This window comes from Saccharospirillum sp. HFRX-2, assembly GCF_043196805.1.
In the GTDB taxonomy this organism is placed as follows: domain Bacteria; phylum Pseudomonadota; class Gammaproteobacteria; order Pseudomonadales; family Natronospirillaceae; genus Saccharospirillum.
In genome coordinates this window covers 1-26,398 of record NZ_JBEBMU010000012.1, presented here as the reverse complement: position 1 = coordinate 26,398, position 26,398 = coordinate 1, and the positions used below count along the sequence as shown (strand labels likewise).

Annotated in this window: 25 protein-coding genes; 12 read left to right on the top strand and 13 right to left on the bottom strand. The window is 56.0% G+C overall.

Translation table 11 applies throughout. The features are described from left to right. The first annotated feature begins 62 nt into the window (after positions 1–62). Positions 63–1,010, top strand: coding sequence for a DnaJ C-terminal domain-containing protein (locus tag ABMA60_RS17480; protein ID WP_392805904.1), 948 nt, complete (start codon positions 63–65; stop codon positions 1,008–1,010). 3 nt (positions 1,011–1,013) lie between these two features. Here ABMA60_RS17480 and ABMA60_RS17475 read toward each other — a convergent pair whose 3' ends face one another. From ABMA60_RS17475 to ABMA60_RS17460, 4 genes are all read right to left on the bottom strand, one after another. Next, on the bottom strand, positions 1,014–2,048 hold the full coding sequence (locus ABMA60_RS17475; protein ID WP_392805901.1) for a GGDEF domain-containing protein: 1,035 nt from the start codon (positions 2,046–2,048) through the stop codon (positions 1,014–1,016). Between the two features lie 62 nt (positions 2,049–2,110). Then, positions 2,111–3,367: an MFS transporter gene (locus ABMA60_RS17470; RefSeq protein ID WP_392805897.1), complete on the bottom strand. Its 1,257-nt coding sequence runs from the start codon at positions 3,365–3,367 to the stop codon at positions 2,111–2,113. Positions 3,368–3,495: 128 nt separating this feature from the next. Continuing rightward, positions 3,496–3,972 (bottom strand): hypothetical protein, encoded by a 477-nt coding sequence (locus ABMA60_RS17465; protein WP_392805894.1) that lies wholly within the window; start codon positions 3,970–3,972, stop codon positions 3,496–3,498. Next, positions 3,972–4,262: a 2Fe-2S iron-sulfur cluster-binding protein gene (locus ABMA60_RS17460; protein WP_392805891.1), complete on the bottom strand. Its 291-nt coding sequence runs from the start codon at positions 4,260–4,262 to the stop codon at positions 3,972–3,974. Before ABMA60_RS17460 ends, ABMA60_RS17465 begins: the two co-directional genes overlap by 1 nt. Before the next feature lie 187 nt (positions 4,263–4,449). Here ABMA60_RS17460 and ABMA60_RS17455 point away from each other — a divergent pair, with 187 nt between their 5' ends. The 5 genes from ABMA60_RS17455 (at position 4,450) to ABMA60_RS17435 (ending at position 9,832) form a co-directional block, all read left to right on the top strand. Beyond that, positions 4,450–5,109, top strand: coding sequence for a GntR family transcriptional regulator (locus tag ABMA60_RS17455; RefSeq protein WP_392805888.1), 660 nt, complete (start codon positions 4,450–4,452; stop codon positions 5,107–5,109). Next, positions 5,106–5,975: a methylisocitrate lyase gene (prpB, locus tag ABMA60_RS17450; RefSeq protein WP_392805885.1), complete on the top strand. Its 870-nt coding sequence runs from the start codon at positions 5,106–5,108 to the stop codon at positions 5,973–5,975. Before ABMA60_RS17455 ends, prpB begins: the two co-directional genes overlap by 4 nt. A 219-nt stretch (positions 5,976–6,194) precedes the next feature. Then, on the top strand, positions 6,195–7,319 hold the full coding sequence (gene prpC, locus ABMA60_RS17445; RefSeq protein ID WP_392805882.1) for a 2-methylcitrate synthase: 1,125 nt from the start codon (positions 6,195–6,197) through the stop codon (positions 7,317–7,319). Between the two features lie 143 nt (positions 7,320–7,462). Then, positions 7,463–8,947 (top strand): 2-methylcitrate dehydratase, encoded by a 1,485-nt coding sequence (gene prpD / locus ABMA60_RS17440; protein ID WP_392805879.1) that lies wholly within the window; start codon positions 7,463–7,465, stop codon positions 8,945–8,947. Between the two features lie 54 nt (positions 8,948–9,001). Further along, positions 9,002–9,832 carry an alpha/beta hydrolase gene (locus ABMA60_RS17435; protein WP_392805876.1) on the top strand — a complete coding sequence of 277 codons (831 nt, stop codon included), beginning with the start codon at positions 9,002–9,004 and terminating at the stop codon, positions 9,830–9,832. Here ABMA60_RS17435 and ABMA60_RS17430 read toward each other — a convergent pair. The 3 genes from ABMA60_RS17430 to ABMA60_RS17420 are packed head-to-tail and all read right to left on the bottom strand — an operon-like array spanning position 9,826 to position 14,134. Then, positions 9,826–10,905, bottom strand: coding sequence for a lipocalin-like domain-containing protein (locus tag ABMA60_RS17430; RefSeq protein WP_392805873.1), 1,080 nt, complete (start codon positions 10,903–10,905; stop codon positions 9,826–9,828). The two genes, ABMA60_RS17435 and ABMA60_RS17430, sit on opposite strands and share 7 nt — an antisense overlap. Further along, entirely contained in the window at positions 10,902–13,373 is a 2,472-nt protein-coding gene (locus ABMA60_RS17425) for an FtsX-like permease family protein (RefSeq protein WP_392805870.1), read from the bottom strand. The genes ABMA60_RS17430 and ABMA60_RS17425 overlap by 4 nt, the downstream gene beginning before the upstream one ends. Then, positions 13,370–14,134, bottom strand: coding sequence for an ABC transporter ATP-binding protein (locus ABMA60_RS17420; RefSeq protein WP_392805868.1), 765 nt, complete (start codon positions 14,132–14,134; stop codon positions 13,370–13,372). The genes ABMA60_RS17425 and ABMA60_RS17420 overlap by 4 nt, the downstream gene beginning before the upstream one ends. A 23-nt stretch (positions 14,135–14,157) precedes the next feature. Here ABMA60_RS17420 and ABMA60_RS17415 point away from each other — a divergent pair, with 23 nt between their 5' ends. After that, entirely contained in the window at positions 14,158–14,646 is a 489-nt protein-coding gene (locus ABMA60_RS17415; RefSeq protein WP_392805865.1) for an RNA polymerase sigma factor, read from the top strand. After that, the gene (locus ABMA60_RS17410; protein WP_392805862.1) at positions 14,643–15,215 is read left to right on the top strand and encodes a hypothetical protein; all 573 of its coding nucleotides are present in this window, start codon (positions 14,643–14,645) and stop codon (positions 15,213–15,215) included. The genes ABMA60_RS17415 and ABMA60_RS17410 overlap by 4 nt, the downstream gene beginning before the upstream one ends. On the opposite strand, the gene ABMA60_RS17405 is transcribed toward ABMA60_RS17410, so the two are convergent. After that, the gene (locus tag ABMA60_RS17405) at positions 15,212–15,973 is read right to left on the bottom strand and encodes a sulfite exporter TauE/SafE family protein (RefSeq protein WP_392805859.1); all 762 of its coding nucleotides are present in this window, start codon (positions 15,971–15,973) and stop codon (positions 15,212–15,214) included. The genes ABMA60_RS17410 and ABMA60_RS17405 overlap by 4 nt on opposite strands. A 160-nt stretch (positions 15,974–16,133) precedes the next feature. Here ABMA60_RS17405 and ABMA60_RS17400 point away from each other — a divergent pair, with 160 nt between their 5' ends. Genes ABMA60_RS17400 through ABMA60_RS17390 form a run of 3 tightly spaced genes read left to right on the top strand, consistent with a single transcriptional unit; the run spans position 16,134 to position 18,023 of the window. Next, positions 16,134–16,835, top strand: coding sequence for an energy-coupling factor ABC transporter ATP-binding protein (locus ABMA60_RS17400; protein WP_392805856.1), 702 nt, complete (start codon positions 16,134–16,136; stop codon positions 16,833–16,835). Further along, the gene (locus ABMA60_RS17395) at positions 16,832–17,443 is read left to right on the top strand and encodes an energy-coupling factor transporter transmembrane component T family protein (protein ID WP_392805854.1); all 612 of its coding nucleotides are present in this window, start codon (positions 16,832–16,834) and stop codon (positions 17,441–17,443) included. The genes ABMA60_RS17400 and ABMA60_RS17395 overlap by 4 nt, the downstream gene beginning before the upstream one ends. Positions 17,444–17,456: 13 nt before the next feature. After that, positions 17,457–18,023 carry a biotin transporter BioY gene (locus tag ABMA60_RS17390; RefSeq protein ID WP_392805850.1) on the top strand — a complete coding sequence of 189 codons (567 nt, stop codon included), beginning with the start codon at positions 17,457–17,459 and terminating at the stop codon, positions 18,021–18,023. 240 nt (positions 18,024–18,263) lie between these two features. Here ABMA60_RS17390 and ABMA60_RS17385 read toward each other — a convergent pair whose 3' ends face one another. The 4 genes from ABMA60_RS17385 to gcvH form a co-directional block, all read right to left on the bottom strand. Continuing rightward, entirely contained in the window at positions 18,264–20,516 is a 2,253-nt protein-coding gene (locus tag ABMA60_RS17385) for a hypothetical protein (RefSeq protein WP_392805848.1), read from the bottom strand. Then, positions 20,513–21,643, bottom strand: coding sequence for a hypothetical protein (locus tag ABMA60_RS17380; RefSeq protein WP_392805846.1), 1,131 nt, complete (start codon positions 21,641–21,643; stop codon positions 20,513–20,515). The genes ABMA60_RS17385 and ABMA60_RS17380 overlap by 4 nt, the downstream gene beginning before the upstream one ends. A 314-nt stretch (positions 21,644–21,957) precedes the next feature. Further along, entirely contained in the window at positions 21,958–24,831 is a 2,874-nt protein-coding gene (gene gcvP, locus ABMA60_RS17375; RefSeq protein WP_392805843.1) for an aminomethyl-transferring glycine dehydrogenase, read from the bottom strand. A 29-nt stretch (positions 24,832–24,860) separates the two neighbouring features. Then, positions 24,861–25,241, bottom strand: a complete 381-nt coding sequence (gcvH, locus tag ABMA60_RS17370; protein ID WP_392805841.1) for a glycine cleavage system protein GcvH — start codon at positions 25,239–25,241, stop codon at positions 24,861–24,863. 217 nt (positions 25,242–25,458) lie between these two features. Here gcvH and ABMA60_RS17365 point away from each other — a divergent pair, with 217 nt between their 5' ends. Beyond that, positions 25,459–26,091, top strand: a complete 633-nt coding sequence (locus tag ABMA60_RS17365) for a helix-turn-helix domain-containing protein (protein ID WP_392805838.1) — start codon at positions 25,459–25,461, stop codon at positions 26,089–26,091. A gap of 208 nt (positions 26,092–26,299) precedes the next feature. Here the strand turns inward: ABMA60_RS17365 and ABMA60_RS17360 are convergent, their stop codons facing one another. After that, positions 26,300–26,389, bottom strand: a complete 90-nt coding sequence (locus ABMA60_RS17360; RefSeq protein ID WP_392805970.1) for a Fe-Mn family superoxide dismutase — start codon at positions 26,387–26,389, stop codon at positions 26,300–26,302. Positions 26,390–26,398 lie beyond the last annotated feature (9 nt).

Here is a 26,398-nt window from a genome sequence, read left to right as displayed (position 1 = left end):
TTGTTTCCGGCCGGTTTGGTCACATTATGAGCGCAGATTAGAGCTCTCAACGGAGACCCGAGATGGAGTTCAAAGATTATTATCGCGTGCTCGGGGTGTCGGATAGCGCCGATGCCGCCGAGATCAAAAAGGCCTATCGCAAACTGGCGCGGCAATATCATCCGGATGTCAGCAAGGCCGACAATGCCGAAGCGCGTTTTAAAGAAGTCGGCGAAGCCTACGAAGTGCTCGGCGACGCCAAACGGCGCGCCGAGTATGACCAATTGCGGCAGCTGCGCGCCGGTGGTGGTCGTGGCCAGTCGAGTCGCTTCAGCGACGCCGATTTTAACCGTCAGTTTGGTGATTTTTTCGAATCGGTCTTTGGTGGCATGAGTGGTGGCATGAGCGGCGGCATGGGTGGCCGTGGCGGTCGACAAAGCTGGCAGGCAGCGTTTGACCAACCCGGCCAGGATGTCACCCATCGCATTACCCTGAGCCTGGAAGACGCGGTCAACGGCGTTGAGCGTGAAATCCGTCTGCGCCTGCCGGACAGCGGCTGGCAGCCGGGTCAGTCGCGCACCCGCACGCTGAAAGTACGGGTACCGGCGGGTGTCTTGCCAGGACAACGCATTCGCCTGGCGGGCCAGGGCGGGCCGGGTGCTGGCAATGGTGCAGCGGGCGATCTCTATCTGGAAGTCGAACTGGCCGAACATGCGCGCTTTAGCGTTGACGGTCGCGACCTTCAGTTGATCCTGCCGATCACGCCCTGGGAAGCCGCCCTCGGTGCCAAAGTCATGGTGCCGACGCTGCAAGGCGCGGTGCGTTTGACCGTGCCCAAAGGCGCGACCTCCGGCAAAAAACTGCGTCTGAAAGGTCGTGGTCTGGGCAAAAACCCGAGCGGTGATCTGGTGGTTAAACTGGAACTGGCGGTGCCCGATAAACACTCAGCGGCGGCCGAACAACTGTACCGCGAACTCGGTCAGTTGCAGGGCGATTTCAACCCGCGGCGTAACCTCGAAGCCTCGCTGTAAGCGTCAATCGTCGCTGCTGATAACCCGGTTGCGTCCGGCGCGTTTGGCCTGATAGACGCGGGCGTCAGCCTGTTGCAGTGCGCCGGTGAAACCCTGGTTGCCAGTAAAGCTGGCAACGCCGGCGCTGAAGCGTAATTTGATTTCTTGGTCCTCGAGGTTAAAGGTCCGGTCGGCCAGCAGCTCACGCAACTGGTCGACCACTTCGGTCGCCTGTTGCAAGTTAAGCTGCTCAAAAATCACCACAAATTCCTCGCCGCCCCAACGACAGACAATGTCGTGCTGCTTCAGATTATTGCGCAATACTTTGGCCACGGTCGCCAGCGCCATATCGCCAATGGCATGGCCGTATTGATCGTTGATCTGTTTGAAATGATCGATATCGATCAACGCCACCGCAGCCGGTTGATAGGGATCGGTCCACAGGCTCAGACTGCGTTCCAGGCCGGCGCGATTGACCAGGGTGGTCAGCGGATCGGTCAGCGAATTGCGTTGATGTTTTTCCACCGTCAGCTTGATGGCGACATAGGACTGCAAGTGAATCCACTCGGCAATCAGCAACAGCAAGACTAAAAACGCCGAGGCAATCAACAACCGCACCTGACTGGAAACCGGGTATTGATAAGCAAAGTCCGGTTGCATCACCTGCACAGCAACCATCAACAGCAGATAACTGATCCCCAGCACAGCGCCAAAGCGCAAACCGGCGAGCATGATCATCAATACCAGCAGGCCGAACGCAAAGTAAATGCCGGTGCCAGCATAGCCACCACTGATCATCAGATAGGCGGTAAAGACCCAGAGCAATAATGACAGCACACGGCTGACCTGCCGGGTTTGCTGGTGCCGATGGGCGCGCAGCACCAGATAAACGGTGAGCGCAATCATGACCGCGAGAATGATCGCGTTCTGCCAGCGGCCGTGCTGCACAGACACCACCAGCATCGGCGCCATGACCAGGTTGCCGGTGATGACAAAAAAACGCATCAGCAGCAGCTTGCGCTGCAGTTCGATCTCTTCGGGAGTATTACCTAGGAACAAAAGCGGCTGTCCTTTTTCACGCGCCTAACGGCAGGATAGTCGTTGAACACCGATCGTGCGCATTAAGGCGACGTCGGGGCTCTGTCTTCCAGAGCGACAAACCAATAGCGGCGGCGCCACAGCAGGGCGGTCAGCGCCAAAGCCGACAACGAAAAGACCAGCAGCGTCCAACCGAAACCCAGCCTTTCAGCCACCGCACCCATAGCGAAAGCGCCTATGGATGGTGCGCCCAGACTGACCATCGACCAGATGCTCAGCACCCGGCCGCGATAGGCATCATCGACCGTCAACTGCACCAGCGCCTGGCTGCCGGTACCGATTATGGTCATAAACAGGCTCGACAATAAAATGACCGGCACCATGGCACGCAGGCCATGCAAGGTAATAACCGGCAGCAACACCAGAGCACTGAGGCACAGAGCGGCATAGACCAGCTTGCTGATGCGGCCGGGATTGCCGCTTTGGCGCGACGTCACCCAGCCACCGAGAATGGAACCGGCGCCGGCACTGGCGGTCAGGGTGGCCAGTGCGCTGGGCGTGCCACCGGCCAGATGACCGGAAATCGCCGGCAGCAACTCGGTGACCGAACGACCGAGCAGACCGTTAACCAGCGTCATCGCCAGAATCAGTCGGATCATCGGCGTGGCGGCGATAAAACCGAAGCCGGCGCGCAGGTCGGTCAATAACGACGCCGGTTGTGAGCGTTTGGCGGCCGCCGCATGGGGCAGGCGCAGCAGCAAGATCGCCGTGGTAACAAACAGCGCTGTTGCCAGCGCAAACACCCAAAACGGACTGCTTACGGTCAGCAAAGCCGCCGCTAATGCCGGCCCGATAATGCGCGAGGTGTTGAAGACGATGGCCGAATAACCGATGCCGCTGGGCAACAGGTTGCGCGGCAGAAGGCGCGGCATCAATGCCAGCCGCATCGGCTGGTGCGCGGCGGTCACGCTGCCAAACGCCAGGGCAAACAGCAACAGCGGCTCAATGCCTAAGCGGTCGAGAGCAAACAGCAAGGTGATGGCTATGGCGATAACCGAGTTACAGACCGCCGTCGTGACGATGCCATTGCGGGTATCGATGCGATCGGAGACCACACCAAAGAGCGGCGAGAACACAAAGGTCGGCACCAATAGCAGCGCACTGACCGTGCCCACCCAAAAGGCGGATTCAGTGAGATTCCAGGCGCTCCAGCCGATCATAAAACGCACGATCCAGGTGCCTAGGGTGGCAAAGCAGGAAGCCAGAAAGTAGGGACGGAAAACCGGTTCACTGAACGCAGATTGATGAGAGCGGGACTTGAATAGAGATGGAGACGACATGCGCGACCTTTGCAAACAGAGGCGGCAATGCTAGGTGCTTGGCCGGGGAAAGGCCAGTTGATTGAGGCTATTGAATACGGGAGACGCTTAACGGGAGGCGGGAGACGCTGGCTAGTTAGCGTCTCCCGTTAGGCGTCTCCCGACAACGACAAATGACTGGTATCGGGCGGCTTGGGCGTATCGTCATCGCGGCCTTGCTGCAGCGGAGCCGGGCTGTCGGACAGCGACAGCGACGACACATTGACCTGAACAACCTCGGCCGGTTGCTGCCGCTGCGTCAATTCAGTGCCGGCTTGCGCCAGGCTGAGCGTAGAGGTATCCACCACAACCGGTTCAGCGCTGTCCGGCGCATCGATCACCGGTGGTTCAGCGCCTGCCGGCACCACAATCAAGGTCGCGCCGATTGCCTTCATAGCGGCTTGATAGCGCGGCACCGTGACCTCGGCTACCTGCAGTTTGATGACCTCGGCATGGCCGGTGAAATAGCGGGCGATGCGCCCGGCATCGGTCTTGAACAGGGTGGCCATATCGCGGCGTACCTCTGCTTCGCTGAAGCCTTCCAGACACTCGCCGGCGTAATAAAGATCAAAATAGAAAGTGCTCATCAGCTTTCCAGACGCAAATGGTTCAGTTTCAGATCGGCCTTGGGAAAGGCGATGCACGGCAGTATCCAGCCATCGGCCTGCTGGCCTCCATTCAAACCATGCGGATGACGACCGCGATAATCCACCGCACCGGACATCAGCCGGCAGCGACAGATGCCGCAAGCGCCGTTGTCGCAGGCTTTGCGCAGCACCAGGCCCTGCTCGGCCAGACTGTCATAGAGGGTCTGCTCAGTGTCGCCGCTGAGGTGATCCTGAGGCGTTTGCAGCAAACGGATGTCGATGGTGCTCATGGCAGTACCGATACGGCGTGGTTGGCTTGGTCTGGGGCTCGATGCTACCGCGATGCCCGCTCCGGTTACAACGACTGTTCAAACGACCTGTTCATTAGCTGGCTTCGACTAATTGTCTACAAAATAAGGTTGTAATAGCGATATCAATGTCTTTTAATCGCGCCAACTTAAATATTGTAGACAATTCATGGAAGCACGCACCCAGACCGACCGCATCTACCAGCAATTGCTCGATGCCATCATTCAGGGCGAGATCGCGCCGCTGAGCCGGCTGCGCGAATCCGGTCTGGCGCGCGATCTGGGCATCAGCCGCGGGCCGTTGCGCGAAGCCTTGGGTCGCCTGGAAAGCCGCAAACTGGTGCGCAAGGTGCCGCATGTCGGTGCTCAGGTGGTCGGCTTCGACCGGGCCGAATTGATCGAGCTGTACCAGATCCGCGAAAACCTCGAATCGCTCGCCTGTGAGCTCGCCGCCGAGCTGATGAGCGAGGCCGAGCTGGACGAACTCGGTGCCGTGCTTGAACGCCACGCCCGCTACCTGGACGACCAGGACGGTCAGTTCTACATTCAGCAGGACGGTGACCTCGACTTTCATTTCAAGATCATTCAGGCCAGTGGTAACCGCTGGCTGATCAGCCTGCTGTGCGACGAGCTGTACCAGCGGGTGCGCATGTTCCGTTATCAATCCGCCAACCAGCGCCGGCGACCGCGCCAGGCGTTGGAGGAGCATCAGCGCATCTATGAGGCTTTGCGCCAGCGCGACGGTGAACTCGCCGCGCTGCTGATGAAACGCCATATCCGCTCGGCCCGGGCGGTACTTGAGCAACTGACCGAGGAGGCTCCCCAATGAGCGCCGGAAACCGTTTTCGCCAGGCTTTAGCCAACCACCAACCGCTGTCGATTGTCGGCGCCGTTAACGCCTACAGCGCCATGCTGGCGCAGCGTGCCGGGCATCAGGCTATTTATCTGTCCGGCGGCGGCGTAGCCAATGCGTCTTTTGGTTTGCCCGACCTGGGTGTCACCACTCTGAACGACGTTGCCGAAGACGCGCGCCGCATTACCGCCGCTTGTGACTTACCGCTGTTGGTCGATATCGACACTGGTTTCGGCGGCGCTTTTTCCATCGCCCGTTGCATCGCGGAAATGGAACGCGCCGGCGTGGCGGCGATTCATATCGAAGACCAGGTGCCGCAAAAACGTTGCGGCCATCGCCCGAATAAAGAAATCGTCTCCAGCGCCGAAATGGTCGACCGCGTTAAAGCCTGCGTCGATGCCCGCAAAGACGCTGACTTCTTTGTGATGGCCCGTACCGATGCCTTCGCCCAGGAAGGTTTGCAGGCCGCGCTCGACCGCGCCCGCGCCTGTGTCGAAGCCGGCGCCGACGGCATCTTCGCCGAAGCGGTACACACGCTCGACGATTACCGCGCCTTCACCGAGGCGCTCGACGTGCCGGTGCTGGCCAACATCACCGAGTTCGGCAAGACGCCGTTGTTTAACCAAAGCGAGCTGGCCGAGGTCGGCGTGGCCATGGTGCTCTATCCGTTAAGCGCGTTTCGCGCCATGAGTCAGGCGGCTTTGATGGTGTATCAAAGTATTGCTGACAACGGCGATCAGAAAGCCGTGGTTGAGCGGATGCAAACGCGCGAAGAATTGTATGACGTCCTGGGGTATCACGATTACGAAGCCAAGTTGGATGCGTTGTTTAGTGGGAAATAGCGCTGTTCTGGTTTTCGATGCACGTTAACGCAGCCACTACCGGCGCTAGGTCAGGAATGTCGGGAACTCTGATGCGGGGTGTCTGAGGCAGGGATGCCGAAGCCAAGACTACAGGGATGTATTTACGTCGTCCCCGCATCAGAGTTCCCGGCAGGCCTGGCCCAAACCACAGAAGTAATAAACACCTAAAAGAATAAAAACCAAAAACAGGAGGCCAAGATGGTGGACAAAAAATTAGGCGGTGCTGGCTTGCGAGGCCAGGTCGCCGGCGAAACCAAATTGTGTACTGTGGGTCAGGAAGGCAGCGGCTTAACCTACCTCGGTTACGACATACAATCGCTCGCCGACGGCGCCGATTTCGAAGAAGTCGCCTATCTGCTACAGCATGGCGAACTGCCCAGTCGCACCGAACTCGACGATTATCTCGACCGTCTGGCCACCAAACGCGAATTACCTCAAGCCTTACTGGAAACGCTGGAACGCATTCCCGCTTCAGCGCATCCAATGGATGTGATGCGCACCGGCTGTTCGATGCTCGGTGTGCTCGAACCGGAAGCGAATTTTGCCGATCAGGACGCCGCCATCGAACGGATGTTGGCGGCTTTTCCTGGCATTATTTGTTATTGGTTTCATTTCAGTCACAGCGGCAAACGCATCGACACCGACAGCGGCGCCGAAAGCATTGCCGAACATTTTTTAACGCTGCTGCATCAGAAGGCGCCGCCGCTGGATCACATTAAAGTAATGCATGCTTCGCTGATTCTTTATGCCGAACACGAATTCAACGCCTCGACCTTTGCGGCGCGTGTTGCGGCCAGCACATTGACCGATATTTACAGCGCGGTCACTGGCGCCATCGGCACCTTGCGCGGCCCTTTGCACGGCGGTGCCAACGAAGCCGCCATGGCGATGATCGATGGTTTTAAAGACCCGGACGACGCCGAACAACAATTGCTTGGTATGTTGGCGCGCAAAGACAAAATCATGGGCTTCGGTCACGCCGTTTATCGCACCAGCGATCCGCGCAACGCCATCATTAAAAAATGGGCAAAAAGGCTCGCCGATGCCGACGGCAACAGTCGCCTTTACGACATTGCCGAACGTTGCGAAGCCGTGATGTGGCGCGAAAAAGAACTTTTCCCTAATGCTGATTTTTTTCACGCCCCGGCCTACCACAGCCTGGGTATTCCAACGCCGCTGTTCACGCCGATTTTCGTCATGGCGCGCACCACCGGCTGGACCGCACACATTAAAGAGCAGCGCTCGAACAACCGCATTATCCGACCGAGCGCTGACTACGTCGGGCCGGAAATTAGGGAATTTACTCCGCTGGAGCGGAGGTGAATTCGCTGGACGCTAAACGGGAAACGGGAGACGCAAGATAGCGGCGACGGTTTTGCTCTTAGCTAATCGGCGTCTCCCGTCTCCCTGGTGCGCAGCACCCAAGCGTCTCCCATCAACAACAACCACAGGACCCAATACACCCCATGTCTTCAAACGTTGATACAAACAACCGTCCGGATTACGACCGCGTTCTTCAGGCCATCGCCGATTACGTACTCGACTACGACATCACCAGCGCGGAAGCCTGGGACACCGCCCGCAACTGTTTGATGGACACCCTCGGCTGCGGTTTGCTGGCGTTGCGCTTTCCCGAATGCACCAAGCATTTAGGCCCGATTGTTGAAGGGACCGTCGTGCCCCACGGCGCGCGCGTACCGGGTACGCAACTGCGGCTCGACCCGGTGAAAGCCGCCTGGGACATCGGCGCCATCGTGCGCTGGCTCGATTACAACGACACCTGGCTGGCGGCCGAGTGGGGCCACCCGTCCGACAATCTGGGTGGCATTCTGGCCGTGGCCGATCATCTGTCGCAGCAAAAGGTCGCCCGTGGCGAAGCACCACTGACCATGGACGCCGTGCTCGAAGCCATGATCAAGGCGCACGAAATTCAGGGCGTGCTGGCGCTGGAAAATTCCTTTAACCGCGTCGGTCTCGATCACGTTGTGTTGGTGAAAGTTGCGTCCACTGCCGTGGTCGGCAAACTGCTGGGCGCAACGCGGGAACAATTGTTGAGCGCCTTGTCACACGCCTGGGTCGATGGCCAGGCATTGCGCACTTACCGTCATGCGCCCAACGCCGGTTCGCGCAAAAGCTGGGCGGCGGGTGATGCCACCAGCAGAGCAGTGCGTTTGGTCGACATCGCACTGCGCGGCGAGATGGGCATTCCTGGCGCACTGAGCGCGCCGCAATGGGGTTTTTATGATGTGCTGTTCAGCAAGACCAACAAAGATCAGCAGGTAAAACCGGAAGCCGATCGGCAGTTTAAATTCCAGCGCGATTACGGCAGCTATGTGATGGAAAACGTGCTGTTTAAAATCAGTTTCCCGGCGGAATTCCATGCGCAAACGGCAGCCGAAGCCGCGGTGACTTTGCATCCGCAAGTGAAAGACCGCCTCGATGAAATCGATCATATTGTTATCACTACGCACGAATCGGCAATCCGCATTATTTCCAAAGTCGGACCCTTGGCCAACGCCGCCGACCGCGACCATTGTTTGCAATATATGACCGCCGTGCCGCTGCTGTTTGGCAACTTAGTAGCCGAACATTACGAAGATGATTTTCATGCCGCTCACCCGGAAATCGATCGGTTGCGCGATAAGATGGAAATCGTCGAAGACCAACGCTACAGCGCCGAATATCACGAGGCTGACAAACGTTCTATTGCCAATGCCATCCAGGTATTTTTCACCGATGGCAGTTCAACGCAGCAAGTCGCGGTGGAATATCCGATCGGTCATCGCCGTCGTCGTGAGCAGGGCATTCCGTTATTGGAGCAAAAATTCCGCGCCAATCTGGCGACACGTTTTCCGGCAGGACGGGTGCAGCAGATTTTCGAATTATGCACCGACGCCGACCGGTTGAAGCAGACACCGGTGCATCAGTTTATGGATCAATGGGTGATCTGATCTTTTTAACGCGGGCGGCCGTATCAAGTCCCTTCATCCTTGATGCGGTTCGCCATGCGTTTTTCTTTGTTAAGTCTCGTCCTTGCAACACTGGTGCTGTCGGGCTGTGGTCTGCCGGCGCTGAATTTAATCACGCCACACAGCGGTTATGAGCGCGAGCAAGACCTCGCTTATGGCCCGCTGCCACGCCAAAGAGTCGATATTTATCATCCCACCGAAGCCCGCGCCGAGGCTCCCATGCTAGTGTTTTTTTATGGCGGCGGCTGGAACAGTGGCGACAAAAATGCCTATCGCTTTGTTGGTCAGGCGCTGGCTGAAGCCGGTTATGAAGTCGCCATTCCCGATTACCGGCTGTACCCGGACGTGAGTTTTCCTGACTTTGTCGAAGATGGCGCTGCTGCGGTGGCCTGGTTGGAAAAACGCCTTGGTGATGATCGCGACCTCGTTTTGATTGGCCATTCGGCCGGCGCTCATATTGTTGCTTTGTTGGCCATGGATGAGCGTTATGCGCAGGCAGCTGGTTTTGATCGCCAGCGGCTGAAAAGCTGGGTCGGGTTGTCCGGCCCTTATGATTTTTTGCCGTTGACCGATTCGCTCTACATCAACATCTTTGGCGCCGCCGATGGCATTCCCGACACTCAGCCGATTACCTTTGCCAGCGCCGATGATCCGCCGGCGTTATTGATTTATGGCAATGACGATGAGGTGGTGGGCGCGCGCAGTATTGATCAGTTAACGGCGCGTTTACTGGCCGAGAATGTGCCGGTTGTCTGGCATCGATACGATGGCGTCAGCCATACCGACACGGTGGCGAGTTTTTCGGTTCGGCTGCGGGATCGTTCGCCGGCCTTTGCCGATACGCTGGAGTTTTTGGCGACTCAGTAGCCGGTCAATTCCAGGTAGCCGACGCCATCCGGCGTGCCGCCGTTTTGAGCGCGCGCGACCACGGGGCCTTCCCAATAGGGAAACAGCGTCGCCAGCCAACTGCTCGGTCGCGGCGCATGGATGCGCCAGCTTTGATTGCGCTGCGGCAAGCTCAGTGTCCAGTTCAGTGGCAGGCTTTTTTGCTCGCCGTTTTGCAGGTTTAAGGTGGTGAGGTTGTCGGCGCTCAGTTCGATGGCATCGCGCTCGAGTGCGCGCGACTGGCCGTTGGCGTCGATCCAGGTGCCGCTGAGCCAGGGTTCGCCGTTGTCGTTACGCAACTGGTACACCATCAGGGCGCTGCCGTCGTCGAAATGCAGCGAGAACCAATCCCAGCCGGGTTGATTCGGCGCCAGCGGTTGCGAACTCCATTCGCGATCGAGCCAGCCGGGACCGCTGACGGTAAGCCTTTCTCCGTCGATGGTCAGTTCACCTTCGATCTGAATATGTGGCTGGCTGTAGTAATGGCTGGCCTGACCGAGGTCGGATTTCTGGTGGTAACCGGCGTCGCCTTGCAGTACCCAGGGTGTGTTTGAATTCAGCATTAACGTCAGGTCGATATTGTCGAACGACACTGCCAACGTACCGGGAAATAAAGCAGCGCCGGTGCCGGTCCATTGCCAGTCATCGAGCCAGGCGTTGAAGTCGCCTTGGTCATTGAGCGCCACTCCAGCCTGACCAATGCCGCCGCGCGCAAAGCGTTCGGCGTAGCGGTGACCGTCGGGCGTCGACAGCGCCGCGTGCGCCATCCATACCTGTTTGCTGGCCCAGCCGCCGGGGTCTTCATTGGGTGTCAGTGCCTGGCGAAACAGCGTCCATTGCAGGCCCCAGCTTGCGCCATTTTGATCGGTCAGGTTGGCGGTTAAATACCACCATTCGATGCGGAAATCCGGGTGGGGCAGATGGTCGGCCGGAAACTCGATGGACGGGTTCGGGACGGCGCGCTGGTAACCGGTCGGGTCGGCGCGCAGCAGTTGGTAGTCGTCGGCAAACACAGAGGTGGTGAGTGCGATGATGAGCAAAGCGGCGAATCTCATGCGTCGTCTTCCCCCAGTTGTTTGAGCGCTTGCGGCAAGCGCCGCCGCACCTGCCACAGGCTGATCAGCAACGTGATGGCGAGCACCGCCGTGGTCAACGCAGCCAGCCGCAGCGCCGGTGGCCATTGCCATTGCAGCGGCATGGTCCAGCCGAAGGCGAGGACATTCAGATCGTGCACCAGCAGCGACGACAGCAAGGCACCCAGCGGCAGTGCAGCGAGCCCGGTCAACGCCACCAATAAAGCCAGCGGCAGCGCAACGATTAACAGCCATTCGCAGTGGCGCAGGCCTAAAGCGCGCCAATGCGCATAATGCGCCAGTCGCTGTTGATGCAGCGCCAGCAGCGCCGCTAATAAGGCGATGCCGGCGACGCTCAGCGTCAGACCATTCATGGCGGTGGTGATGGCGAAGGTGCGGTCGAAAATACGCAGCGACACGCGTTTGATGGTGTTCTGGTTGAGCCAGTCACCTGCTTGGGCACCGGCGGCGAGCAGGGCGCTTTCGGCCTGTTGCTCGGCATCGGGCGCATCGCTCAGCCACAGCGCCAAGCCTTCGGGCGAGGCGTTGGGCCAGAGTTGTTCGACCGTGGCGTAGGGCAGATAAAACTGAAAATAGGGGCTGCCGTAGTCGTGAAAGAAACCGGCGATGCGGAAGTTTTGTGTGCCTTGAGCGGTGTCGAGTTCGACGTTGTCGCCCAACGCTAATCCGGCTAAATGATGGGTTTGTTCATTAGCGAGAATCCACTGACTGCTGCCCTTGAACCAGTCGCTCAGATGGTCGTTGGCGTCGGCCAGTGGCAGGGCGCGGCTGTCGGGTGCATCGGTGTTCAGGCCGCGAATCAAGGTTGGCCGCCCGCCCCAGCGAACCTGAGTGCCGTTGCGTTGATGGCTGGCAATCAGCCAGGGCGCTTGGCCGTTAGCGGTGAAATCGTCCAGCCGCAGGCTGTCGTCCTGAATATAGAGATCCGCCGCCAGGCGTTGGTCGAGCCAGGCGGTCAGCGCCGAGCGGAACGAGCCGACCAGAGTTTCCACGCCGAGGTTGGCGGTCAGCGCCAGCAGCAGCGCCATCATGGCGACGCGTACCTGCGGCAGTTGTGCCCAGGCATCGCTGAACGCCCAGCGCAGTTTCCAGGCGTGTTCTGGGAGTGCACTTTCAATCAATCGCAAGGCTCCCGCCAGCCACATTGGCAGTACAAAGGCAGCGGCGAACAGCGACAGGCCGAGCACGACAAAGCCTTGCGTCACGGTGGTCATTTGACCGTGCAGGATGACCGCCGCCACGGCCAGAACCAGACCGAACAGCGCCAGCCAGCGCCGGGCCTGGCTGTCTGCGGCCCAGTCGTCACTGGCCGAGCGCGCCTGGCGAATGTTCTGCCGCGCCTCGCGCCACAGCGGCCAGGCCAGAGCCAGCAGTAAACCGGCCAGCGTAATGCCCCAGGCCAGCAGGATGCGCGCCCAGCCCAGTTGAATATCGGCGCCGACGACAGCGCCATAGAGGCTTTGCAGGCTGGAGGCGACCGGCGGCAGCAGCAGTGTTGCCAGAGCTTTGCCGACCACCAAACCACCCAGCGTACCGATGACACTCCAGACCAGCGCTTCGAGCAATACCGCCACACTGAGCAACCGACTGGAAGCACCCAGTTCGCGCAGCGTATGCAGCGTGGGCCGGCGCAGATGCAGCGCAAAGCGCACGGCGTTAAAGACGATAAAGAGGCCGACGGCGAACGCCAGCAGACTCATGGCTGTTAAGTGCGAATGCAGGCTGGCGGTGAGCTGGGTGAGGTCGAGCCGCTGGCGATTATCGACCAGTTGCAGTTCGCTGGGCAGGGCAGTGCTAAGACGGTCGGCCTCGCGGCTGCTGGGTTCGCCCACACCGAGATAGCTGAAGTGGTCGCGCTGCAAGACGGTAAGCGCGGCCCCGATGTCCATAAAGATGCGCCGGCCTTGCTGTGGCTGTTGTTGCAGCGCCGCCGGTGGCAGTTGGCGGCCATCGTCGAGTTGCAGACGGTCGCCAGCGCGCACGCCGAAATCGGCCGCCAAATCGGGCGGGTACCAAGCCTGAAACGGCGGCTGAATCAGGCTCGGCCAGTCGCCGCCGCTGGCGCCGAGCGGCGATTCGGAACGCGGCAACGCCAGCAAATCAGTGGCGATCAGCCACAGTGGTTCGTCTCCCGCCGCCAGTCGGGTTTCCAGCACCGGGTAAAGCTGGGTGAAACCGGCACGGCGCAGCGCGATGTAGTCGGCCGGGTCGATACCGGCGCCATCGCGGGCGCGCACCCAATGGCTGGCCTGAGCGCCGAGCAGTTGGTCGGCCTCGCTGTAGCTGGCGCGGGCGTGGTCGTTGATGATCTGCACCGCCGACCAGAGACCGACGCCGGTGACCAGACCGACCGCCAGAAACAGCGTCTGTGCCGGGTGACGGCGGTAATGGCTGAGCAGCGTCAGCAGCACACGCAGCATTCGCTTCATGCCAACGTCTCAAGCCGACCGTTGCGCAAGTGCCAGCGTTCATCCAGATAGTCGGCCATGGCCGGGCTGTGGGTGACCATCAACAGGCTGGCACCGGCATCGCGCACCAGTTCGGTCAGCAAACTCATCACTGCGGCGCTGCTGCTTTCATCGAGGTTCCCGGTCGGTTCGTCGGCCAATACCAGCGCCGGCTGGTGCAGCAGGGCGCGACCGATGGCGACACGCTGTTGTTGACCGCCGGAGAGCTGATGCGGCAGGCGTTTTTGCAGGCCGGTTAAACCCAATCGCTCGACCAGTTGGTCACGCCAAGCGGCGTCGAAACGTCCTGCCAGTCGTGCCTGCAAGGCGAGGTTGTCGGCCACGGTCAGCGTTGGCACCAGATGGTAGTTCTGGAAAATCAGGCTGAGTTTGTCGCGCCGCCAGGCGGCCCAATTGGAGTCGGTGAAGGCGGAGGTGTCGGTGCCGTCGAGCACAATGAGGCCGCTGTCGCAGTGGTCGAGCCCGGCGATTAGATGCAGCAGCGTGCTCTTACCGCTGCCGCTTTCGCCTAACAGAGCCGCGGAGCGACCGCGTTCGAGGTGGGCATTTAAGCCATCGAGCACGCGCACCGCGCCGTCGGCCTGTTGGAAATTTTTTTGCAGATCGGTGAGTTCGAGCATAGCGGTGCCGGGCAGAACATCAGCGGCCGATTCTAATGGCTGGCTGTCGGTCAGGGCCAGTCGTTGTAATAAAGTGGACGCTGTGGCGACTAACTCAGTCATCGTCGTTGTATTGGGGATCTTGGGTGAGCGAATTTGAACAATTGATCGACGCTAATGCGGGTCGCTTGCACCGGCTGTGTCGCGCTTACAGCGACAGTCCGGAGTCGGCCGCCGATCTGCAGCAGGAAATTCTGTTGCAGCTGTGGCGTGCCTGGCCGAGCTTCGCCGGTCGCTCCAGCGCCGCCACCTGGCTGTATCGAGTGGCCTTGAATACCGCGATCAGCCAGTTGCGACGCCGCCCGCCAGCGACAGTCGATGACTCCCCAGACGAGCAACCCAGCCAGGAACCCGGCCCCCAGGCGGTGAACGAACAACAGCAGGCGTTTGAAGCCTTAGCGCAGGCGTTGCAGTCCTTCAATGAAGTCGACCGCGCGCTGATGCTGCTCTATCTGGAGCAGTATTCCTACCAGGAAATCGCCGATGTGCTGGGCCTGAGCAGCAATGCGGTGGGCGTTAAGGTCAACCGCCTGAAGAAACGACTGGCGAAGGCTTTGCAGGAGGACAACCGATGAACCAGCAAGATTTTGCCCGCCATTGGCAGTCGTCACCTGAACCCGATCTGAGCACTGCGGTAGCGCAGGTTCAGCGCGATGCCCAGCAACGCAGGCGCGATCTTTACCGGCGCGATCTGCGTGAGATGGGCAGCGCTGTCTTGGTGGCGCTGGTGTTCGTCTGGGTATTGATCGACACCAGCATCCCAATGGTGCGCCTGGGCGCAGCGCTGACGCTGCTCGGCGCGGCTTTGATCGTCGCTAAGCTGCTCGGCGCCCGGCGCCTGGGGCGCAGCCGGATGGATGACAGTGTGCGTGCGGTTTTACGGGCCGAGCTGGCGGGTCTGGACCAGCAGATTCTGCTGCTGCGCAAGGTGCTGTGGTGGTATCTGCTGTTGCCGCTGACGGGTGCATTTCTGGTGTTCAGCGGCCACAGCGGACCGGCTTGGCTGACGGCGATCTATGGCGTGATCGTCCTGGGCTTAGGCGCCTGGATCTGGCGCCTGAATCAGCGCGCCTGGCGCGAATCGCTGTGGCCCGAACGTCAGCGCCTGGCCGAACTGATTGAGCGTCTGGACGCCGACGGTTAAAGCCAGATGGCCGCCGCACTGGCGGCCAGTGTCATGCACAGCAAAAACCACTTCAGTGCCGTCTGGCTGACGTTCAGCGCCAGGCGCACGCCAATCTGAGCGCCGACCATGGTGCCGACTCCGAGAATCAAACCCGGTACCCAGGCGACCAGGCCGTGGGCGATAAAAATTACCAAGGCCACGGCGGTAAAAGCGCCGGCACAGAGCAGTTTCAGGGCATTGGCGCGGACCAGGTCATAACGCAGGCCACCGGCCAGAGCGGCAATTAATAAGAAACCGACGCCGGCCTGAACGAAGCCACCGTAGACACCGGTGAAGAACAAACCCAGCGCCGCCCAGGGCTTATCGCGGATGCGTTTGGGGCGCTCGTCCGGGCTGGGGAAGATGGTTTTGGGTTTGATGATCATCACCACCGAGAGGGTAATCATGGTGCCCAGCAGCAGCGGCTTGAGCAGCGCATTGGGCAGGAAGGAGGCGACCGCCGCACCCACGGCGCCGCCGGCCAGCGTGGGTAGCAGGATGGGCACCATGTCCGAGCGTTCCAGCCGGTCGCTGTTATTAAAACCGCGCAGTCCGACCAGGCTTTGCAGCATGACGCCAACGCGGTTGGTGGCGTTGGCCATATCGGCGGGCAGGCCCATAACCATCAGTGCTGGGATGGTCAGGTTAGAGCCGCCACCGGCCAGCACATTGATGATGCCAGCGGCCAGGCCAGTGACGAGTAACAAACCGATAAAGAAGGGCGTGAGTTCAAACATGGGGTGACTTCCGTGCGAGCGAGGCGGGGCAGTGTCTATCAGTGACCGAGCTGAGGCAAGCGCGCTGAATAGGCCAAAAAATAGCCATCAGTTAAGTTTTATGGGCAGCGATTTTTCGTCTGGGCTAGAGTAGCCCGCTTTGACGGAACGGAACGACGCCATGACCGAGGCGACCATCACATTCGACAACGTCAGCCTGGTGCGCGATGGCCGCACCGTGCTGAGTGAGATAAGCCTGAACCTGCCTGAACGACGCCTGGGGCTGATTGGCAATAATGGCTCGGGTAAGTCGTCGCTGGTGCGTTTGCTCAATGGTTTGCTAAAGCCCAGTGCCGGTGAGGTGCGGGTGAATGGTCATAACCCCGTCGATGGTCCCGAAGCCATGGCTGGGCAGGTCGGCTTTATTTTTCAGAACCCGGATCACCAGATTATTTTCCCGACGGTGATTGAAGAAGTCGCCTTTGGTTTGCGCAATCTCGGTCGCAACCGTCGCGAGGCGCAGGTCGAAGCCATGGCTTTTCTTGAACAACACGGCCGCGCCGACTGGGCCGAGCGGCCGGTGCATTCGCTGTCCGAAGGGCAAAAGCAGTTGGTGTGCATCTTTGCGGTCTTGGTGATGCAGCCGAAACTGATTGTGCTCGACGAACCCTTTTCCGCGCTCGACTACCCGACCCGTTTGCATCTGCTCGACTGGTTGTACCAGTTGCCGCAACAGCTGCTGATGATCAGCCACGAACTGGACAGCCTGGAAGGTTTCGACCGGCTGATCTGGCTCGAGGACGGTCAGGTGCGCGATGACGGCGAACCGGCGCGCATGCTCGAGGCCTACCGTCAGGCCAGCCTGGCCGGGGTGGCGTTGTGATCAGCCTCTATATTGCCGGGCGTAGTCCGCTGCACCGTCTGCCCGCTGGCGTGAAGCTGGCGGGGCTGATGGTGATCAGCATAGCGCTGTACCCGATCGAGCAACCTCTGTGGTTGTTACCCGTCTTGCTGTTGACCATCGCCGGTTATGCCAGCCTGGGTGAGGGCGGCTTACAGCGGCTGACGCTGGTTAAACCCATTCTGCCGATTCTGTTGCTGATCCTGGCGTTCCAAACCTGGACTCAAGGTTGGCAAGCCGGTCTGGTGCTGCTGCAACGCCTGCTGATTCTGGTGCTGCTGGCCAATCTGGTCACTCTGACGACGTCGATGGACGCCATGATGGCGGCGGTGATGCCCATCCTGCGGCCGCTGCGCTGGGTCGGGGTGGCGCCGCATCGCATCGCCTTTGCGGTCGCCTTGCTGGTGCGCTTTGTGCCGGTGCTGATGGCGCTGACCGCCAGTCTGCTGGAAGCCTGGCGCGCCCGTGGTGGTGGCCGTCGCCAATGGCGCTTAGCCGTGCCGCTGCTGATCAACGCTATCCGCATGTCCGATCACGTCGCCGAAGCGCTGGCCGCGCGCGGCGGTATTCCTACCGATTCGAAACGCTAAACGGAGCACAACCATGAAAGAGCACTCTTTAAAGGAACAGGGCCTGGTACAGATCGCGCTTTATGCCGCCCTGATTGCGGCCTTGGGATTGATCCCGCCGGTGCCGTTTTTAAGCGGTATTCCCATTACCGCCCAATCGCTCGGCGTCATGTTAGCGGGCGTCATGCTTGGCCCGGTGCGTGGCTTTTTGGCGGTGGTGTTGCTGTTGTTTGTGGTCGCACTCGGCGCGCCTTTGCTGGCTGGTGGTCGCGGTGGTTTGGCGGTGTTCGTCGGCCCGACGGCGGGTTTTGCCATTGGCTGGGCCTTTGCGGCGCTGGTAACCGGCTGGGTGACGCAGCGACTGCAACGCCTGAACCTCGCCGTAGCGGCGGCTATTGGCGCTTTCGTCGGTGGCATTGTGGTGATGTATATCTTCGGCATCGCCGGTTTTATGTTGGTGACCGGCAATTCCTGGCTGCGTTCGACGCAGATTATGGCGGTTTATATTCCCGGTGATCTGGTGAAGGTGGTGATTACGGGGCTGGTAGCGCAGGCGGTTTATCGCGGTTTGCCGGGGGCGGTGGCGACTCGGGAGGTTTGAACAGTATCAAAATAAGTGTATAGGCTGTTCAAAATATTTTGTGACGCAATTTAAAGTTTTGAGATCTTTATAACAAGGATGTTGTGAGTTCGTATTGTCATCAAGACATATTCAAATATGCATATCTTAAGTGAATATGTGAATTTAGTTGGAAATTACTAAAACTAGGTGCTGGAAATTAAAGTTAGATGGGATTTTTTTGATAAGTTATAGGTTTGTGAGCTTTCTGCGGGTTGATAATTAAAACGGAATGTCTTCTTCGATGTTCCCAAAGTTCGTTGATTCTAAGTGATTGTATAAGGCCCAAAGATAAGGGTATTTAGATTTCTCTGGTTTCTTATTTGTTAACTCTCTCAGTAGTTTTTTCTCTATTTGAAGTTTATTGAGGCAAAGAGCTAATAAAAACTCTGGAAGTGCTTCTGACTCTTTTTGCTCTGGGTGTTCTATCATTCTTAGCAATAAAGAGAGTATTATTTCGCTTGCGTAATTGTCACTGCTGTAATTCAATTCACTAGGTCTAGCAGCTCTTAGAAAAGAGGCTTGAATTACTCCTTCGTTGAAACGGTCGAAAATTAGAGGATCAAGTTGACGTATTATATATCCCTTTCCAAGAGGGGCTATACCACTTTTGTTTTTTTCAGTTCGTAAGGTCTGAAGTATAGATGATATAGTGAAATATATAGTTCCCTGGTTTTTAAAACTTACATCTGAATCTTCTTTGTTCCAAAAAGCAAAATTTGCTCCTAACTCCAAGTGTTTTTGAGATGGCGAATCTATAAATAATCTTTCGCCTAGCCCCATCTTTTCTACTGATCTACTAATTTTTAAATGGTTATCTCTTTTGTTGATTTCACTTAAGACATCAGTGCTATTTTTATTGGTTTCTCTCAGTTTATTGAGTAATTTAATTTCTTTGTCCCACGAATGGGTTCTATCCTCTTGAATAGGTAAGATTATTTTTTCTATACAGTGGAATTGATGTTGTCCATGCTCCCCGTCGAAGAATATCAGATCATTCTTTAGCTTCTCTAACTGTATATAGCTATTGTATTTAGCAAAGCCAACTATGTAGGTTATAGGTGAGTTTCTGTGATTTCGAAGGGATCTGCTTATATTTAAAAGAGCATTTCCTGATTGAATTGATCCTGCAACAACTGTGATGCCTTTGGAGTTTTTTATATCGTCATTAATATCTTTGGCGGGAATTATTTCTAGTGTTGTTCCCAGACTTTTGACATGATTGTTTATAAGTTGTGCTAGTTCTTTTGCGCCTGAATCGTCACAGTGAATGATATGGCTGGTATAGAGAGGTAGCTCTCTTTCAATTTTTTTATAAACTTTTTTCTTGAAGTGATCACAGTTCTTAATAAGTTTTTTTATGTCAATGAAATACTCAGGGGTTGGGTATTTACTTCCGTCAAGTCCGTCAAATAAGCATTTGAAAACATTATACTTTTTGTAATGGCTGATTAATGACCTAAGCTGTTTGTTGGAATCTATACTTTTTAATAGATATTTTTCAGTTCTAGGTGGTTCGAATGAAAAGTGATCGCTGTTTAAGTGAATAGGGACTGAATGATTATTTAAACATAAAGGGCATTCATCCTCATTGAAAGATGCTATTTTTGAAAAATAGTCATCACCGGTTTTATGTTTTAAGTTTTCTAATTTAGCTACGCAATTTAAACTGTTGCTGTTAGAGGATATTAATGAAATTATCGTGCTTCTATCGACTTTTTTATCTTGTACTAGAAGGTTCTCTAAGTTGTTGCTGGTTGATGCGGAAATGAGTATCAAAGAATCGCTTTCAAATTCATATTCATTGAATTTTTCATAACTACCAAAAGTATCGATAGCAATATCAGTGAATGTGCTTTTTTGGAAAAGACAGTTTAATCTGATTAATTCAAATGCTACCTGATAAATTCCCGGGGTATCGATAAATATTTTTGTAAAGTCGTTTTTGACAAAAGATAAAGCAATCAATGCAAAAAATATGGTTTCACTGTGAGAACGAAAGGCATTCGAACTCATAATAAATTTATTTGAATGCTTTTTTGAGGGTTTTGCAAAATGATAATGAGGCTTTGATTCTATAATTACATTGTTTGTCTTGATGATTCTGCTAATGCCAATGTCTATTGTTAGGTCTATCTGACTTAATGTAAGTTTTTTACTATTTCCGAAGTTTTCAACTTTACGACTACCAGATCTATCAATGGATATTATTTGAACATTCAACTCTTGGTTGGAATTTATTGTTTCCTGAAGTTTCTTTAATTTGTCATTATCGTTTGCTATATCTTTTATTTGATTATATGCAAAAGAAGGAGTTATAAAGATTAAGTTTTTAGAAACAAAGGCGTCTTTGTAGTGTGCTGCTATTTCGGTTGAAAGCCTATCGAAGTCTAACCCAAAACCAGGGTAGAAGCAGATTAAAAAATTTCTAAGTGACGGGCTTAAGTCTATTTTGTATGTGTAATAATAGTTCATTTTATTGGCACCAAAATGCTATACGATAAACCGCTCACCTTATGTAGTTTAGTATATTGGCTATCACTTCCGGTCTTTTCATCATAAAAACTTATAGACTCACTGGCATTTTCTAGTTCAGATAGAGGGTTTCTATTGAAGTCCCTATATAATGAGAGCTCGTCAGTTCTAATTTGGAGGTAGCATTGTCTAACGTTTAAGGTGTGTTTTACTTTATCTAAGCCTCTTCCGTAACCATTTCCATTCGGTTTTGACGAGACCCCTTTAGTAAAAGCTTTTTCAATTTCTTTTGCTTGATTAGATATGTTATCTATTCTTAAGTCGTATTTCGACGAAAGCGTTTTTATTATTCCAGATCCACTATCGAATACAGATATTTCAATCAGATGTATTGTCTGGTATTTTTTTTGTAGCCCCAAGAGATAATTATGAATGCGATTCCTTTCTCCAGTGACAGATAGTATATCTAGCTCTTTGTTGATTAAGCGATAGTCAATGATAACGGATCGAATGGATTTATCATTTTTTCCTGTCTTGAAATCACTTTTGCCGTGTTGTTCTGTATTTTCAATCAGCTCACGTAGAATTGTTGCAATTGAATCAATGTCTTGATCTTTTAAATTAGATATCTTTGATTTTTCTGATAGAAAGCTTTTAATTAAGCTTTTGAAATAACTAATGCTTTTGACTTGATTTTGTTCTTCTGAAGAATAAAAAAAACTAGGGAACGCGTATTTTTCTATTGAATGGTCAACCGCCGTTAGTTGTAACCTTTGACCTCTGTAATATGGTGATTTTTCGAACCTTTCAATTAAATTTTTATTTATCTTTGGTTTGAAATTTTCTTGATCAATTGAACTAATAGTATTGCTCATTAAGATCGCAGTTAAGCATTGAGGATCTTCTAAAATTGATGTTATTTTTTTATTGTCTTTTAGGTCCAAATGCGGAAACTTAACTTCCCTCTCTGGATTCTTTTTAAGTTTAGTAATGATAAGCTGGGCTACTCTAGGCAATATTCCTATTCGAAGTTTTTTGAAACCAACAGGTAGCTCTATCACGTCACTGCCAACTTTCCCAAGCATTGACTCAATTTCAGATGAGCTAATGGTTTTCTTAATATACACAGCCAATCCTAATCGATGTTTTAATTTATTATGAAAACACTATCAAAGAGATGGTATCAACTAAAACTTTGCCTTTTAACTAGGCTACACCTAGGCAATATGATTGGCTAGGTTAAGACTGTATGACTCGTATTTATTTGTTCTCGATTGTCTTTGAACTATTTGCCAGCTTGAGAATATGTCATTCACTCTGAAGATGGAGATTAAAGCAAATGGCTTTAAAAAGGGCTGGTAGGGACTATCAGGCTGGAACCCAGGCAATTAGATAATTGTATTTATTTGTAGACTAACTGCCTGAGTGTATGTCGTCAGACTTACTGATACGCCTCAATCGGCGGGCAGGAACACATCAGGTTGCGGTCGCCGTGGACGTTGTCGACCCGGTTCACCGCTGGCCAGAACTTGGCCGCTTTCACCGCTTCAGTTGGGAATACACCCAACTCGCGTGGGTAAGGTCGGGTCCATTCGCCAACCAAATCCGCTTGTGAATGCGGGGCGTGGCGCAGCGGGCTGTCGTCAGCCGCCCATTCGCCGCTTTCCACCTTGGCGATCTCCGCACGAATGCCGCGCATGGCTTCGATAAACCGATCCAGCTCGGCTTTGGATTCCGATTCCGTCGGCTCAACCATCAGCGTGCCCGGCACCGGGAACGACATGGTCGGGGCGTGGAAGCCGTAGTCCATCAAGCGCTTGGCGACGTCTTCTTCGCTGATGCCGGTAGCGGCTTTGAGCGGGCGTAAATCCAGAATGCACTCGTGGGCGACGCGGCCGTTGCTGCCGCGATAGAGCACATCGAAATCGTCTTTCAGCGCTTCGGCCAAGTAGTTGGCACCTAAAATAGCGACTTCGGTACTGGCTTGCAGGCCTTCGCGGCCGAGCATGCGGTTGTACATCCAGGTAATCGGCAGAATGCCAGCCGAGCCGAAAGTGGCCGCCGAGACCGCGCCTTCTGATTCTTCACTGTTCACACTGTCATGACCCGGAAGGTAAGGCGCCAGATGCGCTTTAACGCCAATCGGGCCCATGCCCGGGCCACCGCCGCCGTGCGGAATGGCGAAGGTTTTGTGCAGGTTGAGGTGCGAGACATCGGCGCCGACCTTGCCCGGCTGCATCAAGCCGACCTGGGCGTTGAGGTTGGCACCGTCGAGATACACCTGGCCGCCAAAGCGGTGAATGGTGTCGCACAGCTGCTTCAAACCTTCTTCGAACACGCCGTGCGTTGAGGGGTAGGTGATCATGCAGGCGGCGAGTTTATCGCCGGCTGCTTCTGCTTTAGCGGCCAGATCGTCGAGATCGACGTTGCCGTTGTCGTCGCAGTTAACGATGACCACATCCAGACCCATCAGCGCAGCCGATGCCGGGTTGGTGCCGTGCGCCGAGGCGGGAATCAGGCAGAGGGTGCGCTGATCATCGCCATTGGCTTCATGGTAACGACGAATCGCCAGCAGGCCGGCGTATTCACCCTGGGCACCCGAGTTCGGTTGCATCGACAGCGCATCGTAGCCGGTGACGGCCAGCAATTGCGTTTCCAGATCGCTGACCAGTTGTTGGTAACCACGGGCCTGATCGGCCGGAGCGAACGGATGCAGGTTGGCGAACTGCGGCCAACTGACCGGCTGCATTTCGGCGGCGGCGTTCAGTTTCATGGTGCAGGAGCCGAGCGGAATCATGCCGTGCACCAGCGAGTAGTCGCGGTTTTCCAGACGTTTGATATAACGCAGCAGCTCGGTTTCGCTGTGGTAGCGATTGAATACCGGGTGGCTTAACACCGCGTCGGTGCGACGCAGTTCGGCAGGCAGCGCGGGAGTGTTACTGGCTAATACGGCAGCGTCGAGTTCGGCTAAATCTGAACCGTGATTGTCGCCGAGCAATACAGCGAACAGGCGTTCTACATCGGCGGCTGTGGTGGTTTCGTCGAGGCTCACACCCACACGACCATCGCTAAAACGGCGCAGGTTGCAACCGGCTTTAACGGCGCGATTGTGCACCTCGGCATCGGCTTTAAAAGTCAGCGTATCGAAGAAATGGTCAGCCAGTTCCACGCCATTACGGCGCAAACCTTCGGCCAGAATGGCGGTTAAACGATGCACTCGTTCAGCCATGGTGCGCAGGCCATCCGGGCCGTGATAAACCGCATAGAAAGATGCCAGGTTCGCCAGCAACGCCTGAGCGGTACAGATGTTCGAGGTCGCCTTCTCGCGGCGGATATGTTGCTCGCGGGTTTGCATCGCCATGCGCAACGCCTGGCCGCCTTTGGCATCGACAGAGACACCGATGATGCGCCCCGGAACCTGACGCTTGTGCGCATCGCGCACCGCAAAAAAGGCCGCGTGCGGGCCGCCGTAACCAAGCGGCACACCAAAACGCTGGGCGCTGCCGAAGGCGATATCGGCACCCAGTTCACCGGGTGAGCGCAGCAGCATCAGCGCTAACAAGTCAGTGGCGACAGCGGTGACGGCGCCGGCGTTTTTCGCCGCTTCAATATGGGCTTGTAGATCGCTGACGACCCCGCTGGAACCGGGGTAGCTGAACAGGGCGCCGAAGACGTCGTGCTCGTCGACGCTGGCGGCTGGCGCTATGACCAGTTCGATACCCAGGTACTTGGCTCGGGTTTGCAACACCGCCAGCGTCTGCGGGTGGGTGTCGGCATCGACGAAAAACTGGGTGCTTTTGCTCTTACGATTGACGCGTTGGCACAGCGTCATGGCTTCGGCCGCCGCTGTGGCTTCATCGAGCAGGGAGGCGTTAGCCAAGTCCAGGCCGGTTAAGTCCATCACCACTTGCTGGAAGTTCAGCAGCGCTTCCAAGCGCCCCTGGCTGATTTCCGGCTGGTAGGGCGTGTAGGCGGTGTACCAGGCGGGGTTTTCCAACACATTGCGGGCGATGGCCGCGGGAATATGAGTGCCGTAATAACCCTGGCCGATGTGGCTGGTGAGCACGGTGTTCTGGTTGGCGATCTGCGCCAGTTCGGCTAAGGCCTCGGTTTCGCTGCGGCCGCTGTCGAGCGCCAGAGCGCCGTCCATGCGCAGGCTTGCAGGCACGGTCTGACCGATCAGGTCGGCGCGACTGTTCAGGCCCAGGGTGGCCAGCATGGCGGTTTGGTCGTCGGCGTTCGGGCCCAGGTGACGTGGAGCGAAACCGGCGTCCGCCAAAGCGGTGAGCGGCTTTTGGTGCAGCGAAGTGGTCATGGCGAGTCTCCGGCGGGAATCAGGTTGAATCAGAGCTGGGCGTTGTATTGGTCGGCGCTGAGCAGGTCGTTGATAACGCTGGGGTCTTCTAAGCGCAGTTGAAACAGCCAGCCGGCATCGTAAGGGTCTTCATTCAGCCGCTCTGGCGCGTCAGTCAGCGCTTCGTTGCAGGCGAGCACGGTGCCGGCCAGTGGGCTATAGATGTCGGATGCGGCTTTAACCGATTCCACCACGGCCACGGCTTCGCCTGCGGTCACCTGACGGCCAAGTTCAGGCAGTTCGATAAAGACCACGTCGCCCAGTTGGGTTTGAGCGTGGTCGCTGATGCCGACGGCAACGACGCCATCGCCGAGGTCGCGCACCCATTCGTGGCTGGCGGTATAACGCAAGGATTCGGGTGAAGTAGACATGAATATCTCCACAAAGCAGGCTAGGCAGGAATGGCGCGGAGCCTAGCAATGCTTTTTTCCCAAAACAACAAAAATTTCCTATAGGAAACAAGCGGACCCAATGGTCAACTTTTGCCATTCCGGCGTTTCCCGCTGCCGGTGGCTATGCAATACTCGTCTCGCCTGGCGCAGACAGCCCGGGTGTTGTCGTTGAGTCTCTGATAGGAAACAGGCCGCTATGGACCCGCACTTCCTGCACGATCAAGCCAAGCCGTCGCCGGAAATCAGCCGCAAAGACGGCCATGAAGCCACGTTGGAACCGCTGGAGCTGGGTCAGCGCGTACGCGCCATTCGCTTAAGCCAGAACCTGACACTCGAAGAAGCCAGCCAACGCACCGGCCTGGCACGTTCGACCTTGTCGAAAATCGAGAACGAACAGATATCGCCGACCTTTACCGCCGTGAACAAGCTGGTGCATGGCCTCGGCATCGATATTCCGCAACTCTTTGCTCAGCCGAGCACCGACAGCCGCGCCAGCGGCCGCCGCGATATTACCCGCGCAGGCGAAGGCAAGCCCCACCCGACGCCGACCTACGAACACGAATTGTTGGCCACCGAACTGACGCAAAAAAAGATGGTGCCGTTTCGCACCCGGGTGCATTCGCGCAGCTTCGACGATTTCCCCGATTGGGTGCGCCACGACGGCGAAGAATTTTTATACGTGCTCAGCGGCTCGATTCTGTTCTACACCGAATTTTATGAGCCGGTGGAATTGTTCGCAGGCGACAGCGCTTATTACGACTGCACCATGGGCCATGCGCTGGTCAGTACCAGCGAGGACGATGCGGTCTGTTTGTGGGTGACGGCGTGAGGCGCGCATTGGGCGCGCTGGGAAACGCTGGGGTGCTTCGCACCTGGGAGACGGAAGACGCTTAGTTACAAAAAAGGGAGGCACCTTTCGGTACCTCCCTTTTTTAGTGCTTCGGGAGTGAGTGTCGGGTTTTCGCTAATCAGCGTCTGCCGTCCGGGCGGCGCTCCGCTCCCGTCCAGCGTCTAGCGTCTAGCAAAAAACTTCGCGGTTACTTCGCGAAGTTTTCGTTAGCAAATTCCCAGTTCACCAACTTCCAGAACGCCGCCAGATAATCCGGGCGAGAGTTGCGGTAGTCGATGTAGTAGGC

Bases quoted from the DNA above. Each gene is read 5' to 3' on its own strand.
- ABMA60_RS17455 (WP_392805888.1), top strand. From the start codon at position 4,450: ATGGAAGCACGCACCCAGACCGACCGCATCTACCAGCAATTGCTCGAT.
- gcvP (WP_392805843.1), bottom strand. From the start codon at position 24,831: ATGACCACTTCGCTGCACCAAAAGCCGCTCACCGCTTTGGCGGACGCC.
- ABMA60_RS17400 (WP_392805856.1), top strand. From the start codon at position 16,134: ATGACCGAGGCGACCATCACATTCGACAACGTCAGCCTGGTGCGCGAT.
- ABMA60_RS17425 (WP_392805870.1), bottom strand. From the start codon at position 13,373: ATGAAGCGAATGCTGCGTGTGCTGCTGACGCTGCTCAGCCATTACCGC.
- prpC (WP_392805882.1), top strand. From the start codon at position 6,195: ATGGTGGACAAAAAATTAGGCGGTGCTGGCTTGCGAGGCCAGGTCGCC.
- ABMA60_RS17480 (WP_392805904.1), top strand. From the start codon at position 63: ATGGAGTTCAAAGATTATTATCGCGTGCTCGGGGTGTCGGATAGCGCC.
- ABMA60_RS17385 (WP_392805848.1), bottom strand. From the start codon at position 20,516: ATGAACTATTATTACACATACAAAATAGACTTAAGCCCGTCACTTAGA.
- prpB (WP_392805885.1), top strand. From the start codon at position 5,106: ATGAGCGCCGGAAACCGTTTTCGCCAGGCTTTAGCCAACCACCAACCG.
- ABMA60_RS17465 (WP_392805894.1), bottom strand. From the start codon at position 3,972: ATGAGCACTTTCTATTTTGATCTTTATTACGCCGGCGAGTGTCTGGAA.
- ABMA60_RS17365 (WP_392805838.1), top strand. From the start codon at position 25,459: ATGGACCCGCACTTCCTGCACGATCAAGCCAAGCCGTCGCCGGAAATC.
- ABMA60_RS17410 (WP_392805862.1), top strand. From the start codon at position 14,643: ATGAACCAGCAAGATTTTGCCCGCCATTGGCAGTCGTCACCTGAACCC.
- ABMA60_RS17405 (WP_392805859.1), bottom strand. From the start codon at position 15,973: ATGTTTGAACTCACGCCCTTCTTTATCGGTTTGTTACTCGTCACTGGC.
- ABMA60_RS17435 (WP_392805876.1), top strand. From the start codon at position 9,002: ATGCGTTTTTCTTTGTTAAGTCTCGTCCTTGCAACACTGGTGCTGTCG.
- ABMA60_RS17430 (WP_392805873.1), bottom strand. From the start codon at position 10,905: ATGAGATTCGCCGCTTTGCTCATCATCGCACTCACCACCTCTGTGTTT.
- gcvH (WP_392805841.1), bottom strand. From the start codon at position 25,241: ATGTCTACTTCACCCGAATCCTTGCGTTATACCGCCAGCCACGAATGG.
- ABMA60_RS17470 (WP_392805897.1), bottom strand. From the start codon at position 3,367: ATGTCGTCTCCATCTCTATTCAAGTCCCGCTCTCATCAATCTGCGTTC.
- ABMA60_RS17390 (WP_392805850.1), top strand. From the start codon at position 17,457: ATGAAAGAGCACTCTTTAAAGGAACAGGGCCTGGTACAGATCGCGCTT.
- ABMA60_RS17460 (WP_392805891.1), bottom strand. From the start codon at position 4,262: ATGAGCACCATCGACATCCGTTTGCTGCAAACGCCTCAGGATCACCTC.
- ABMA60_RS17420 (WP_392805868.1), bottom strand. From the start codon at position 14,134: ATGACTGAGTTAGTCGCCACAGCGTCCACTTTATTACAACGACTGGCC.
- prpD (WP_392805879.1), top strand. From the start codon at position 7,463: ATGTCTTCAAACGTTGATACAAACAACCGTCCGGATTACGACCGCGTT.